The following is a 13,586-nucleotide window of genomic DNA, read 5'->3' on the forward strand; positions in this document are numbered from 1 at the left end:
CGACTTACCTCGCCTCATCCCTGGCCGATCGCGGACACACCGGGGTCGCCGCCGTCCCGCCAGATGTTGTGGTCCAGGCCCCAGCCCGGCTGGAAGTCGTACTCGTGGATCTGGTTGAACGACCAGTTCTGCGGCAGCGGGAAGCCGAGGTTCCCCGAGAATCCCCAGGACATCCCGGAGACGAACGACCAGCGGGCCCCGGCCTCCTTCGAGACGCGGATGCACACGTTGCGCGACCCGTAGACACCGAAGGTGTAGCGGCCGCCCAGCTCAGCGAGAGCGGTCTTGACGCCGTTGAAGTACGGCACCACATGGCTGCCGATGTCCTCGTCGGTCGCGTCGTAGTCGACGCCGAAGTAGATGCACGTCCCCGCGCCGATGCCGTGCTCCACCGCCTTCTGATGAGCTTTCCTGCCCTGGTCGTAGCCCTTGCCGTAGGTGAAGTTGTCCAGTTGCGTGCCGTTGTACTGGAAGATCGGGAAGAACCTCAGCCCGGCGTTCAGGATGGTCTGCGGCTCGCCGGGCTTGAGCGCCTTGCCGAGATAGCCGTCGTCGCCCGGGACCAGATGCTCGTCCAGGTAGCGGCCGACGATGTGGTAGCCGTTGGCCTTGAGCAGTTGGCCGCGCTGTGCGGTGATCTCCGTGATGCAGTCGCAGCCGGTGGCGTCGCGCGAGGTGTCGCCGGACGAGACGAGCAGTTGTGCCCAGGTCGTGTAGTCGTTGTGCCCGGTGACGGGAATCTGGGAGAACCTCTGGAACGCCTGCAGCCATCCCACGTGCGTGCCGGTCCGGGCGTCCGTCGTGATGTCCGCCGGCAGGTAGGCCAGCTCCCCGCTTCCGGTGTACGTCGGCGAGTTGAAGTAGCAGGCGGCGCGGAACAGGTACCGCAGATCACCCGTGAGCGTCGTGGATCCCTTTCCCTTGAGGGCGGCCTGTGTTCCCGGTCCGAAGTACCCGTTGATCGAGCCGGGTGCGATGCCGATCTCGTACTGGATGGCCATCATCAGCCCCTGCTGGACGTCACGGGAGTAGATCCCGTCGCACGGCACGAGGCTCATCGCGGGGATGCGGACGCCCGCGACGTACCGTACGTTCAGCCGCTGCTGGATGGTCCTGACCGCCGCGTCCCCTGCCGGTACGAGCCGGAACTGGTCCATGCGCAAGAGGGACTTCAGAACGTGCGGCCACATGGCGTACCGCTGTTCGACGTTCGCGTGGTCCAGGCCCATGTCGGCGTACAGGCGCCGCAGGGAGTTTTCGGAGTCCTCGCCCCATCCGACGAGGTACTGGGAGGCCCAGTAACCCTTGGCCCACAACGCGCCGTTGTAGATGCGCAGCAGGTTCTGGTTCGGCTCCGCGTCGGGCAGGAGGCGGTGGTTCTTCACCGCCTCGAACGTGCCGGGGCCGAAGCTCTGGACGGTCGGGGAGATACCGAGTTCGTGCTGGAGCCCCTGGGTCAGGGCGAGCACGGTGTTCCAGCCCGTGTAACCGGTCTCGGGGCAGATCACGTACCCGGGTGCCTCGTCGTACGTCTCGTTCACCCACTTCTGGGTCCGGTAGACGTAGATGTCGGCGGGGCCTCGCCACGGTGCGGACGGATCGACGGTCGACCCCGGTCGCGCGTACATGTGGAGGTTGCCGGGACAGTCGGTGTTGTACTGGAAGGAATGCGGGAGGATCCTCTCGCCTGTCCTGCGGGGCGCCTCGTGGCGGAGGTGGTGTATGAGGTTGCGGATCGCGAGGAGCATCGCCTCACCGGCGGTGTCCTCCGAACGGATCATGCCGACGATCGAGTAGAAGCCCTCGTTACGGCCCACGCCCTCAATGGGCGGGGCAAGGCCCTGGTTGCCCTCACCCCGCTCGTATCCGCGGCCCTCATAAATCTGACCGTGTGGGCAGACGAGGAAGTTGTAGGCGATGTCCCCCTCGAATTCGCCACCCGTCACGTGGTCCTCGTAGATGCCCGCGACTTCCCTGCGGCAGTCCTCCTCCGTTTGCAGGTCGCTGGTACTCCCGGAGCCGAGGTGGTGGAGGAAGACGCCCATGTGTCCCGACCACGGGTCTCTCGGCACGGGCGGCGCGGAGGCGTGTTCCACTCTGAGCCATGGGGCGTACTGGCCCCATGTGCTGCGCTTGTTGATGGTGATCGACATGGTCCTCCGCTCCGGTCAGCAGGCGTAGTGCGGGTCGCCGTAATAGTCGGCGTCGTCGGTGAACCAGTGGTGCGAACTGATGGCGTTGTCCGCGGACGGGCCGTCGAGGAACTTCTCGTAGCCGAGGGACAGATCGGCGTAGTAGTCGCCCGCCTCGATGCAGAGCCGCGCCAGGTTGGTGGAGAGGTTCACGTCCCGGTTGAGCGAGACCTCGCTGTAGTAGCCCGGGAACCCGTTGTTCCAGACCGAGGTGGCGCGGTCGTTGAAGTTGCCGCAGTCGTCGCCCCACCAGGAGTCGTTGCTGTTCCAACGGCACCAAGCACCCTGGAAGTCGGGCAGGTCGAAGGCGTACAGGTAGCCGTCGGCGTCGTCCGCCGCGACCAGTGTGCTCAGGTCGGCGCCGGGCCGCACGGGGGTCGGCTTGCCGGGCGTGACGACGGTCGCCGTCGGCGCGGGTGCGGGTGCGGCGGCCACCGCGGGCGCCGCCACGGCGACCAGGGCGAACGCGGACGCCGCCGTCAGGACCGTCCGTACGTAGTGCTTCATCGCGTCTGCCTCTCGGGAGGTCGGGTGGTCCCGGGCGCTCGGCTCGGGTGCCGTGCTCTACGGGTTGTGTGTCGGGTGGTGTCGTCGGGCGCCGTCTCGTCCTCCCTGACGATCCGGACCGCCTTCGCCAGGGCGGCCAGGCGCATCCTGCGGGCGTTGGTCACGTCGACGAGGTAGCGTGCGCGGATGCGCGCCAGGTGCCGTTCCTCGACCTCGGGGGCGATCTCCGCCAATGTGGAGCTGACGGCGCACTCCGCCTCCGCGACCGCGTACTCGATCTCTTTGGCCCGCGGGGCCGAGTCGCCCAGCGCGTCCCTCAGCCGCCGCGGCGACTCATGGGGCAGTCCGCGTACGGCCACACAGTGCGACCAGCCGCGCAGCGCCCCGGTGAAGGCAGGGTCCTCCTGCGCCCGGTCCATGGCCAGCGCCGTCACACCCTGGTCCACCGCATCCACGCCGAACCAGGTGCGGAAGTCGCCGTACAACTCGCCGCGGGCCTCGCTGGTGCAGCCGCGGCTGCTCCGCCCCCTCGTCATGCCGCTGGGCAAGGTGACCTCGACCGTGTCCACGCCCCCGCCCTGCCAGGCACGCAGCGCCTGTGCCCGCCGCTTCGGCGACAGGGCCCGCAGGTAGTCCCCCACCGGGTCGTCCGCGAGCAGACGCGCGGTCTCCTCGGGAGTGCGGACCCGGGGCCCGTAGCCGTGTTCGCGGGCGTAGGCGAGATCGCTCAGGACGAGCGCCGGCGCCGGGGGTGCGAGCTCGGTGCGGCCCCGCTCGGGCGGCGCCGGGACGTCGAAGCCGGCGCGAGCCAGACAGCGCCGCTCCAGGATCTCCTCGGCCCGGCTCAGGGTCACCCGTTCGTCCGCCGTGACCTGGCGCGGCAGCGCCGCGCCGCGCTCGGCCCCGTCCGCAGGTGTTCCCCCCGGTTCCGGCCCGCAGGCGGTGAGCGTTCCCAACAGCAGCAGTGACAGCACAGCAGGCCAGCGCACCCGGTCTCCCCCCGGTCCCCGCTCATCTTCAGGTCTCCACGAGCGTGTCCGAGAACCGAAGGTCCCGCACTCATTTTCGGTGTCGCCCGAAAACCCCTCCGGGCAAGCCTGTTGGCCGCGGTGACGCAAAGTCAGACCTCCGTGGCACTCTTACCTCACAGCCAGTCGTCACGGGGGTTTCCACTGTGCTGAACATCCACTTCTCCTCAGAGGACCTCGGCCGGGTCCGTCTCGCCGCAGAGCCGGACCCGGCGTGGGAGATGCTGCTGAGCCTGCACGCGCTCGGCGGCTCACCGAACCACATCGTCTTCGGCACTTGGCGGGCCGCCGCCCTCACACTGTCCGATCCGTCCGTCTCCCTGCTGCGCCGGCTTGCACCACCGCGCGGCTACTCGCCCGACTTCCTGACGCCGGGCTCGGGCGGTGACCTGGAAGCGGCCGTGGACGCCGTGCTGAGCGTCGGCCGGAGACGGCTGCGCAGCGAACTCGCCCTCCTGGCAGCCCGTGGGCACACAGCCCCCTGGATGCGGCAGCTCACCGAGGGCGAGAGCGAGGCGATGCACCGGCTCGGCTCGGCCATACGCCGCTACCACGAGCGGCTGCTGGCGCGGCCCTGGCCCCGCATCCGCAAGGTGATCGAGGAAGAACGGGTCTTACGCGCGCGTGATCTCCTCGACGCCGGCGTCGAACACATGCTGAACAGCATTCACCCCACGGCCCGTTGGGAGCCTCCGGTGCTCAGGGTGGACTATCCGGTGCACCAGGACATGGTGCTGAACGGACGCGGACTCCTCCTGATCCCCTCCTACTTCTGCTGGGGCCGTCCCATCACGCTGCGCGACCCGGAACTGAACCCGGTGCTGGTGTACCCGGCCAACCGTGGGCTGCGCCTGCTCACGGAGGGGGCCGGGACGGCGCAACGCGCGGCGCTCGCCCGTCTCCTCGGGCGTACCCGCGCCGCGGTCCTCGAAGAGATCGCGGCCTCCAATGACGCGACAGGAGGTCAACTCGCCCGCCGCCTGGGCATATCCGCTGCGTCGGCGAGCGAGCACGCTGCGACCATGCGTGACGCCAACCTGATCATCAGCCAGCGCGTGGCCAACTCCGTACGGCACTCACTGTCCCCTCTCGGACAGGCACTGCTCGAAGGCCGCCGACCGGAGGAAGAGCCTTCTGTCGGACAGGCGCCGCCGGGGAAGGCCGGGTGAGCGAGAGCCGACCATCACTACGCGGGTGGCCCCGCACCTCCCGTGGGGTGCCGTGGGAGGCCGTTCGCCGGCTTCCCACGGCTCCCCATCACCTTCTTGGTGGCCACCACGCCACCGCCGCCACCCCGGCAGGGAAGCGCCGCCCGCGTCATACCTCACACGCTCCGCTGTGATCGGGCAGACGCTGCTTAGGCCGTGTCCGCAAAGTCCCGCCTGCCCCGCGGCGCCCGGCACGCACTCTCACCGCACCGGGCGAACACCCGAGTAGGGGCCAGTACGCGGGCGTCCGCCCGGCACGCCGAGAGCACGCACCGGACGCCGCAGAGCCCGCCCTCCGGGCGGACGACGGGACTTTGCGGACACGACCTAGGGCGCGAACGCCTCCGCGAACGCGCCGGTCTCCTGCCGCACCCCGCTGCACTCGGTCAGCGCGTCCTGCGCGGAGGCGTCCGCGCCGCACCGCTGGTCGCGGAACGTCGACCACATCGACACCCAGCCCAGGCCCTCGTCCTCGGCGAACGCGCGCACCTGGGCCGCGTCGGACAGGGTGAACGTCTCGCCCTCGACGTCGTTGACGCCGATCATCGAGGTGAGGGCCATGCCCCGCCAGGCCGCCGCGCCGGACGTGCCGAACACCTCCCGGAGCTGGGTGTGCGCCGCGGTCGCCGAGGTGATCGCGTAGTCGCCCATGTCGCCGTCGTAGGACTCGCCGTAGTTCATCGTCATCAGGTTGACGGTGGAGACCTGGACGTCGTACCTGTTCGCCGAGGCGAGCAGTGCCAGGCCGTCGGCGTCGAGCCCGGACGGCATCACCGGCAGGGTGAACGTCACGCCGAGACCCGGCCGTTCCCGCTGGAGGCGGGCGATCGCCCGTGAACGCTGCGCGACGGAGGCGGAGTCGGTCAACTCGTCGCCCTCGATGTCGAAGTCGGCCTGCGTGGAGCCGGCCGCGTCCAGGGCCGCGCCGTACGCCTCGGCCAGCGCGGAGACGCTGCCGCACGTCGCCGCCAGCTCCTTGCCGGAGGCCCCGCCGAAGGAGACCCGCACGCTCGCGCCGCCCTTCTTCAGCGCGCTGATCCGGGAGGACACCGTCGCGTCGTCCACGGCGTGCGTGCCGTTCCAGCGCGGCGTGCAGGCGCTGTCGTCCGAGATGACGAAGGCCAGGTTGTACGTCGTCGGTGACCCGGCCGCGTCGTGGGCGGACGCCTCGGTGGCGTCGACGTACGGCGCGTACCCGGTCGGGCTCCGGTGCTCCGCCGTCCCGGAGCATCCCGCCGTCGCCAGAGCGAACAGACAGGTGAGCCCGGCCAACGGCCTCAGGAATCTCCTCATTGCGTATGCACCCGCTCTCGTGACACAAGTCCTCCCGGGGCAGGAAATCTCTCACACCCGGGCGGCCGGAAAGGCGACAGGAAAGACGCAGCCGGTTGGGCGCAACCGGCGGGCCGGACGGGCAAGTGGCTGATGCAGAGCGGCTGTTGAGGCACGTATCGCCAGGTGGTGAGGGCTCTTCCGTGCGCTCTTTTCTCAGGTAAGTGACAGGTTGAGCCATTTCTCACGGGCCGCTCACAACCTGCTCCGACTTTCCGGCACATAAAGCTTGCCTAGCATCCGGGGAATGCAATCCGAGCCTGCCATCGAACACCGCGCCATCCCGCGCGGTCGCCGTCGCAAACGCGGGAACGCCTCCGGGGAGGGTCCCGTCTTCGTCGACACCTCCGGGCGCCGTTCGAAGGTCCTGCGACGCATCGGCCTGCTCCTCGGCGCGGGCTGCCTGGTCTACGCGACCGTCCTCGGCGCCGCCTTCATGGGCTGGGGCACGGATCTGACGCCGTCGTCGCTGCTGCCGTTCGGCGGCAGCGCCCGCGGCGGCCCCGGCGGCCTGGGCCCCGCGGGCGGCCACGGCGACCAGCTCGGCCGGCCGGCCGACGCGCCCACCTCGGCACCCACCCCCACCACAGCACCCACCCCCACCACGGCCCCCACGATCACCCTGGCCCCCACCGCCTCCGCGTCCGCCGACTGACGGGAACGCACACCACCGCCATGACCACGACGACGTCCTCCCGCGGCCGCCGCCGCGCCCCCACCCGCATCGAACGGGCGGCCGGCCGGGCCGCGGCGCTCCAGAGACCGCGCGTCATCCTCGCCGCGCTGCTCCTGCTCGCGCTGACCAGCGTGATGCTCCTCGACGGCTACCTGCGCGCCGAGGTCGGCGGCGACCAGCGCGTGCGCACGGGAGCCAGTTCCAGCGAGGTGCCCGACTCGGTCCTCGACGGCGGCCCGATCCTCACCTTCCGGGGCGGGCAGGCCACGACGGTCTCCGTCCCCGACAAGACGATCGCGCTCACCTTCGACGACGGACCCGACCCCACCTGGACGCCCAAGGTGCTGGCCGTCCTGGCGAAGTACGACGTGCCGGGCACGTTCTTCCTGGTCGGCTCGATGGTGTCCCGCTATCCGGGCATCGTGCGGGACCTGGTGCGCCAGGGCAACGAGGTCGGCATCCACACCTTCACGCACGTCGACCTGTCGTACCAGAGCGACGCCCGCGTCCGGCGCGAGATCACCCAGACCCAGCTCGCGCTGGCCGGCGCGGCCGGCATCACCACGACCCTGTTCCGCGCGCCGTACTCCTCCGAGACGGACGCCGTCGACAACTACAGCTGGCCCGTCTACGAGAAGCTCGGCGAGGAGGGCTACACCAGCGTCTTCGTCGACACCGACAGCGACGACTGGAAGAAGCCGGGCGTCGCGAAGATCGTCCGGTGGGCCACGCCCGAGGACGGCAAGGGCGCGTCGGTGCTGTTCCACGACGCGGGCGGCGAGCGGTCCCAGACGATCGCGGCGCTGCCGGAGTACATCGAGAAGATGAAGGCGAAGGGATACACCTTCACCACCGTGAGCGGGGCCCTGGAGGAGCAGCGGGGCGGTGCCCGGGCCGTCGGCGGGACCGGCGGGACCGGCGGGCTCCAGGCCGCCCACCACCGGGCCACCGGCGTCACCCTCTACGAGGGCGAGGCGCTGGTCGCGGCGGTCGCGGTCGCCGAGTGGACGGTGCCCGCCCTGAGCGTGGGCCTGATGGTCGTCGGTGTCGCGGTCCTCGGCCGCTTCGCGATGATGCTCGTCCTGGCCCGCCGCCACCACCGGCTGCGCAACAGACGCCGCTTCAGCTGGGGCCCGGCCGTCACCCGCCCGGTCAGCGTGATCGTCCCCGCGTACAACGAGAAGGAGTGCATCGCCAACACCCTGGAGTCGCTGGCCCGCAGCACTCACCCGATCGAGGTCCTCGTGGTCGACGACGGCTCCACCGACGGCACCTCCGAGATCGCGCGGTCCGCCGCCGACCGGCTCGGCATGCGCAACGTCCGGATCGTGCGCCAGGAGAACGCCGGCAAGCCCGCCGCCCTCAACCACGGTGTCCGCAGCGCCCGTCACGACATCGTCGTGATGATGGACGGCGACACGGTCTTCGAACCGGACACCGTCCGGCAGCTCGTGCAGCCGTTCGCCGACCCGCGCGTCGGCGCCGTCGCCGGCAACGCCAAGGTCGGCAACCGCGACACCCTGATCGGCGCCTGGCAGCACATCGAGTACGTGATGGGCTTCAACCTCGACCGCCGCATGTACGACCTGCTGGGCTGCATGCCCACGATCCCGGGCGCGGTCGGCGCGTTCCGGCGGGAGGCGGTGCTGGAGGCCGGGGGGATGAGCGAGGACACCCTCGCCGAGGACACCGACATCACCATCGCCCTGCACCGGGCGGGCCGGCAGGTGGTCTACCAGGAGCACGCGCGCGCGTGGACCGAGGCCCCGGGCTCCCTGAAGCAGCTCTGGTCGCAGCGCTACCGCTGGTCCTACGGCACCATGCAGGCGCTGTGGAAGCACCGCAAGTCACTGACGGACAGGGGGCCTTCCGGGCGCTTCGGCCGGGTCGGCATGCCGCTGGTGGTGCTGTTCCAGGTCGTCACGCCCGTCTTCGCCCCGCTGATCGACGTGTTCACGGTGTACTCGATGGTCTTCGTCGACTTCCGGGCCGCCCTGCTCGCCTGGCTGGCCGTGCTCGGTGTCCAACTCCTGTGCGCGGCCTACGCCTTCCGCCTCGACCGGGAGAAGTACCGCTACCTGCTGATGATGCCGCTCCAGCAGCTCGCCTACCGGCAGATGATGTACCTGGTGCTGATCCACTCCTGCGTCACGGCGCTGACCGGCGGCCGTCTGCGCTGGCAGAAGCTGAAGCGCACGGGCGAGGTCGGCACCCCGGCCGGGGTGAGCTCGTGACCGGGGAACGGCAGGGGCACGGGTGTCCCTCCGCGGCGGAGGCGGAGGTGGAGGCGGAGGGACAGGCACAGGCACAGGCGCAGGTTCAAGTTCAGGCGCAGGGGAAGGCGGCCGACGAGCGGAGGCTGCCCGGTCGGCACGCGGCCCGGCACGCGTCCCGGCCCTCCGCCGGCCGGGACCGCTACTTCGACACCCTGCGGGCCCTGGCCCTCGTCCGGGTCGTCGCGTACCACACCTTCGGCTGGGCCTGGGCCGGCCTGGTGTTCCCCTCCATGGGGATCATGTTCGGCCTGGCCGGCACCCTGATGGCGAAGTCGCTGGAGCGCCCCGCGCTCACCGTGGTCCGCGGCCGGCTGCGCAGGCTGCTGCCGCCGTTCTGGTGCTGGGGCGTCTTCGTCGTCGCCGCGATGCTGGTCCACGGTTGGATGCCCGGCTGGCAGATCGTCTACTGGATCGTGCCGCTGGGCGACCCGCCGGGCGACGCGTGGGGCGAGCAGGCGTGGGAGATCCTCTGGTACCTGCGCACCTACCTGTGGTTCGTGCTGCTCTCCCCGCTGCTGCTGCGGGTGTTCCGCCTGGCCCCGCTGCCCGTGCTCGCCCTGTCCCTGGCTCCGGTCGTGATGCTCCAGTTCGTCCGGGCCGGGCCGGACGGCCGGGTGGGCAGCGCCCTGTGGGACCTGGCGACGTACCTCTGCTGCTGGCTGGCCGGTTTCGCGCACCGCGACGGCGTCCTGCAGCGGCTGAGGCCGGCGGCGGTGGTGCTGCCGGCGCTGGCCGCGATGGCGTACGGCGGCTGGTACGCCTTCTCCCACCAGGCGGACCACGGCACCTACGACCTGGACGAGGACCCGCTCGCCCAGGCGTTCTGGTCGGCGGGCGCCGTGCTGCTGCTGATGTGGGCGAAGGCGTACTTCCGCGTCGACTTCGCCCGGCTCACGCGGTTCCGCCGCCTGGACCGGACCGTCACCGTCTTCAACGCCCGGGCGGTGACGATCTACCTCTGGCACGAGATCGCCCTGGTCCTCGCCGTCCCGCTGATCGACCGGTTCTGGGACGTGCCCGCCCTGGAGACGTACCTGCCGCTGGACAGCCAGTGGTTCCTGTTCGGCGTCGGCTGGGTGCTGATCGCGCTGTTCGTGCTGCTGTGCGGCTGGGTGGAGGACGTCGCGGCCCGCAGGACGCCCCGGCTCCTGCCGTGAGGCCGGGCTGCAACAATGGGGCCCGTGACCCGCGCATCCCTGGACAAGCAGCCGCACGAAGTCGCCTCGATGTTCGACAACGTGGCGGAACGGTACGACCTGACCAACGACGTGCTGTCCCTGGGACAGGACCGGCGCTGGCGCAAGGAGGTGGCGCGGGCGGTCGACGCCCGCCCCGCGCAGAAGGTCCTCGACCTCGCGGCCGGCACGGCGACGTCCTCGCTGCCCTTCGCCCGGACCGGCGCCTACGTCGTGCCGTGCGACTTCTCGCTCGGCATGCTCCAGGTCGGCAAGAAGCGCCAGCCCTGGCTGCCGTTCACCGCGGGCGACGCGACGCGGCTGCCGTTCAAGGACGACACCTTCGACGCCGTGAGCATCTCCTTCGGGCTGCGCAACGTGCAGGACTTCGACGCGGCCCTGCGCGAGATGCTCCGCGTGACGCGGCCCGGCGGGCGGGTCGTCATCTGCGAGTTCTCCCACCCCACCTGGGCGCCGTTCCGCACCGTCTACACCGAGTACCTGATGCGCGCGCTGCCCCCGGTCGCCCGCGCGGTCTCCTCCAACCCCGACGCGTACGTCTACCTCGCCGAGTCCATCCGCGCCTGGCCCGACCAGCCCGCCCTGGCCGAGCGCCTGCGCGGGGCCGGCTGGTCGCGGGTCGCGTATCGCAACCTCACGGGCGGCGTCGTCGCCCTGCACCGGGGCTTCAAGGAGAGCTGAGCCGCCTGCTGAGCCGCCGCGAGGGCGACTCAGCGGACGATCGCCTCGAAGGCGTCCCCCGGCCGGTCCAGTTCGCGCTCCAGTCCGCCCCCGCCCGGTCTCGGCACGCGCGGTTCGCGCACGCCCGAGCCGCCACCGCCCTCCCCCTCGCCGAAGTCGAACCACACGGTCACGACGGCCCCGCGCGGGATCTCGGTCCCGGGCGGCGGGTACTGCCGTACGACGTGGTCGACGACCGTGCGGCCGAACTCGGGCCGGTCCGGCGCGGCCAGCAGCACGCCGTACGCCCGGGCCGTCTCGCGCGCGTCCACGGCCATGAGACCGACGAGCCTGGGCACGCGTACTTCGGGAGTCTTGGGCGGTATGAACACAGATGTCACCCCCAGCGGTACTGGCAGGGTAACCGCCCGGGGGCGCCGTCCGGAAGCGCCAAGTGGCTATCTGTGACAGTCGGTTACGCTGCGTTACCGTTCGCGGGGGCGAGGTCCAGCCGGTAGCAGTGGCCCTCCCGCTGCGAAGCCGGCGTGGTGAACACCTCGGCGAGCCGCATCCCCAGCCGCCGGGTCACCGCGATCGACCGGGTGTTGCGCGCGTCGACCATCGCCACCACCGTCGGCACGCCCGCGTCCCGCACCCGCTGCAGCGTCATCCGCGCGGCCGCCGTGACGTACCCCCGGCCCCAGAACTCCCGGCCGAGCCGCCAGCCGATCTCGATCTCACCTCGGGGACCCCAGTCCCGCGGCCACGGCTGGGCGCCGGTGAAGCCGATGACCCGGTCGGACTCGTCGAGCACCGTCCACAGGCAGAAGCCCCGCTCGGCGTCGTGCCGGCGCTGGCGCGCGGTGAGTTCCTCGTAGACGGACAGCTCCGCGGGGCGGCCGCCGTGGAACTCCATCACGTCCGGGTCGTCGAACACCCGGTGCCAGGCGACCGCGTCCTCGTCGGTGGGGACGCGCAGCCGTACTACGGGGAGAGCTCGGTTCACGGGGCAGCCCTTCAGCCGGGTGATCAATTCTGCTGAATAGACTGCCCATGTCCAGTGCCGGCCGGCACGCAGATGTCGAACTTGGGGAGATCCCGCCGTGACCGCCGAGACCGAACCCCTTCCCGAGCCCTCCTCCGAGTCCTCGTCCTCCGCCGAGTCCTCGTCGTCCGCCGGGCCCTCGTCCTCCGCCGAGTCCTCGTCCTCCGCCGAGCCGTTCGCCGGGAACAACACCGCCGACGTGATCGTCGTGGGCGCGGGACCGGCCGGTTCCACCACGGCCTACCACCTCGCCAAGGCCGGCCTGGACGTGCTGCTCCTGGAGAAGACCGAGTTCCCGCGCGAGAAGGTCTGCGGCGACGGCCTCACCCCGCGCGCCGTCAAGCAGCTCGTCGCCATGGGGATCGACATCTCCGAGGAGGCCGGCTGGCTGCGCAACAAGGGCCTGCGCATCATCGGCGGCGGCGTCCGCCTCCAGCTCGACTGGCCGGACCTCGCGACCTTCCCCGACTACGGCCTCGTCCGCAAGCGCGACGACTTCGACGAGCAGCTCGCCCGCCAGGCGCAGAAGGCGGGCGCCCGCCTGTACGAGCGCTGCAACGTCGGCGCCCCCCTCGTCGACGACCGCACCGGCCGCATCACCGGCGTGCGGGCCAAGCTCGGCGAGGACAAGCGCGAGGTCACCTTCCACGCGCCGCTGGTGGTCGCCGCCGACGGCAACTCCACGCGCCTGTCCCTGGCGATGGGCCTGCACCGCCGCGAGGACCGCCCGATGGGCGTCGCCGTGCGCACCTACTTCACCTCCCCGCGCCACGAGGACGACTACCTGGAGTCCTGGCTGGAGCTGTGGGACCGGCGGGGCCCCGGCGAGGACCGCCTGCTGCCCGGCTACGGCTGGATCTTCGGCATGGGCGACGGCACCTCCAACGTCGGCCTCGGCGTCCTCAACACCTCCGACTCCTTCAAGGAGCTGGACTGGCGCGAGGTGCTCAAGGCCTGGTGCGCGTCGATGCCCGAGGACTGGGGCTACACCCCGGACAACATGACCGGCCCCATCCGCGGCGCCGCCCTGCCCATGGCCTTCAACCGCCAGCCGCACTACACCAAGGGCCTGCTCCTCGTCGGCGACGCCGGCGGCCTGGTGAACCCCTTCAACGGCGAGGGCATCGCCTACGCCATGGAGTCCGGGCAGATCGCCGCCGACGTCATCGTCCAGGCCCACGCGCGCGCGACGCCCGGCCAGCGCGAACTGGCCCTCCAGCGCTACCCGCGGATCCTCAAGGACACCTACGGCGGCTACTACACGCTGGGCCGCGCCTTCGTGAAGCTCATCGGCAACCCGAAGGTCATGAAGATCGCCGCCCAGCGCGGCCTGACCCACCCCATGCTGATGAAGTTCACCCTCAAGCTGCTCGCCAACCTGACGGACCCCACGGGCGGCGACGCGATGGACCGCCTCATCAACGGCCTGAGCAAGGTGGCCCCGAAGGCCTGACGCCCGACCGCAC

The 13,586-nt window shown here is 71.0% G+C and carries 12 protein-coding genes; 6 read left to right on the forward strand and 6 right to left on the reverse strand.

Features of this window, described 5'->3' with window-relative positions; genetic code table 11:
• Positions 1–14: 14 nt before the first annotated feature.
• The 3 genes from E4U92_RS26055 to E4U92_RS26065 are packed head-to-tail and all read right to left on the reverse strand — an operon-like array spanning position 15 to position 3,688.
• Positions 15–2,153, reverse strand: a complete 2,139-nt coding sequence (locus E4U92_RS26055; RefSeq protein WP_137302909.1) for a glycoside hydrolase domain-containing protein — start codon at positions 2,151–2,153, stop codon at positions 15–17.
• A gap of 15 nt (positions 2,154–2,168) precedes the next feature.
• On the reverse strand, positions 2,169–2,699 hold the full coding sequence (locus tag E4U92_RS26060) for a peptidase inhibitor family I36 protein (protein ID WP_137302910.1): 531 nt from the start codon (positions 2,697–2,699) through the stop codon (positions 2,169–2,171).
• Positions 2,696–3,688 carry a hypothetical protein gene (locus E4U92_RS26065; protein ID WP_137302911.1) on the reverse strand — a complete coding sequence of 331 codons (993 nt, stop codon included), beginning with the start codon at positions 3,686–3,688 and terminating at the stop codon, positions 2,696–2,698. The genes E4U92_RS26060 and E4U92_RS26065 overlap by 4 nt, the downstream gene beginning before the upstream one ends.
• Before the next feature lie 185 nt (positions 3,689–3,873).
• On the opposite strand from E4U92_RS26065, the gene E4U92_RS26070 reads away from it, so the two are divergent.
• Positions 3,874–4,896: a MarR family transcriptional regulator gene (locus E4U92_RS26070; protein ID WP_137302912.1), complete on the forward strand. Its 1,023-nt coding sequence runs from the start codon at positions 3,874–3,876 to the stop codon at positions 4,894–4,896.
• 366 nt (positions 4,897–5,262) lie between these two features.
• Here E4U92_RS26070 and E4U92_RS26080 read toward each other — a convergent pair whose 3' ends face one another.
• On the reverse strand, positions 5,263–6,228 hold the full coding sequence (locus E4U92_RS26080) for a chitinase (RefSeq protein WP_168725198.1): 966 nt from the start codon (positions 6,226–6,228) through the stop codon (positions 5,263–5,265).
• A gap of 286 nt (positions 6,229–6,514) precedes the next feature.
• Here E4U92_RS26080 and E4U92_RS26085 point away from each other — a divergent pair, with 286 nt between their 5' ends.
• From E4U92_RS26085 to E4U92_RS26100, 4 genes are all read left to right on the forward strand, one after another.
• Entirely contained in the window at positions 6,515–6,922 is a 408-nt protein-coding gene (locus E4U92_RS26085; RefSeq protein WP_174864020.1) for a hypothetical protein, read from the forward strand.
• A gap of 20 nt (positions 6,923–6,942) precedes the next feature.
• A complete protein-coding gene (locus tag E4U92_RS26090) occupies positions 6,943–9,177 on the forward strand; it encodes a bifunctional polysaccharide deacetylase/glycosyltransferase family 2 protein (protein ID WP_137302913.1) in 2,235 nt (744 codons plus the stop codon).
• A gap of 125 nt (positions 9,178–9,302) precedes the next feature.
• Positions 9,303–10,376, forward strand: a complete 1,074-nt coding sequence (locus E4U92_RS26095; protein ID WP_137302958.1) for an acyltransferase family protein — start codon at positions 9,303–9,305, stop codon at positions 10,374–10,376.
• Positions 10,377–10,400: 24 nt separating this feature from the next.
• Positions 10,401–11,096 (forward strand): demethylmenaquinone methyltransferase, encoded by a 696-nt coding sequence (locus E4U92_RS26100; protein WP_137302914.1) that lies wholly within the window; start codon positions 10,401–10,403, stop codon positions 11,094–11,096.
• A 29-nt stretch (positions 11,097–11,125) separates the two neighbouring features.
• On the opposite strand, the gene E4U92_RS26105 is transcribed toward E4U92_RS26100, so the two are convergent.
• Both E4U92_RS26105 and E4U92_RS26110 read right to left on the reverse strand, forming a co-directional pair.
• The gene (locus E4U92_RS26105) at positions 11,126–11,476 is read right to left on the reverse strand and encodes a PASTA domain-containing protein (RefSeq protein WP_373311697.1); all 351 of its coding nucleotides are present in this window, start codon (positions 11,474–11,476) and stop codon (positions 11,126–11,128) included.
• 74 nt (positions 11,477–11,550) lie between these two features.
• Positions 11,551–12,108: a GNAT family N-acetyltransferase gene (locus E4U92_RS26110; protein ID WP_137302916.1), complete on the reverse strand. Its 558-nt coding sequence runs from the start codon at positions 12,106–12,108 to the stop codon at positions 11,551–11,553.
• A gap of 211 nt (positions 12,109–12,319) precedes the next feature.
• Here E4U92_RS26110 and E4U92_RS26115 point away from each other — a divergent pair, with 211 nt between their 5' ends.
• The gene (locus E4U92_RS26115; protein ID WP_137302959.1) at positions 12,320–13,573 is read left to right on the forward strand and encodes a geranylgeranyl reductase family protein; all 1,254 of its coding nucleotides are present in this window, start codon (positions 12,320–12,322) and stop codon (positions 13,571–13,573) included.
• Positions 13,574–13,586 lie beyond the last annotated feature (13 nt).

The sequence above is a fragment of the Streptomyces galbus genome (genome assembly GCF_005280195.1).
Lineage (GTDB): Bacteria > Actinomycetota > Actinomycetes > Streptomycetales > Streptomycetaceae > Streptomyces > Streptomyces galbus.

Coding starts and splice junctions, on each gene's coding strand:
- E4U92_RS26055 (WP_137302909.1), bottom strand. CDS start 2,153: ATGTCGATCACCATCAACAAGCGCAGCACATGGGGCCAGTACGCCCCA.
- E4U92_RS26060 (WP_137302910.1), bottom strand. CDS start 2,699: ATGAAGCACTACGTACGGACGGTCCTGACGGCGGCGTCCGCGTTCGCC.
- E4U92_RS26080 (WP_168725198.1), bottom strand. CDS start 6,228: ATGAGGAGATTCCTGAGGCCGTTGGCCGGGCTCACCTGTCTGTTCGCT.
- E4U92_RS26085 (WP_174864020.1), top strand. CDS start 6,515: ATGCAATCCGAGCCTGCCATCGAACACCGCGCCATCCCGCGCGGTCGC.
- E4U92_RS26090 (WP_137302913.1), top strand. CDS start 6,943: ATGACCACGACGACGTCCTCCCGCGGCCGCCGCCGCGCCCCCACCCGC.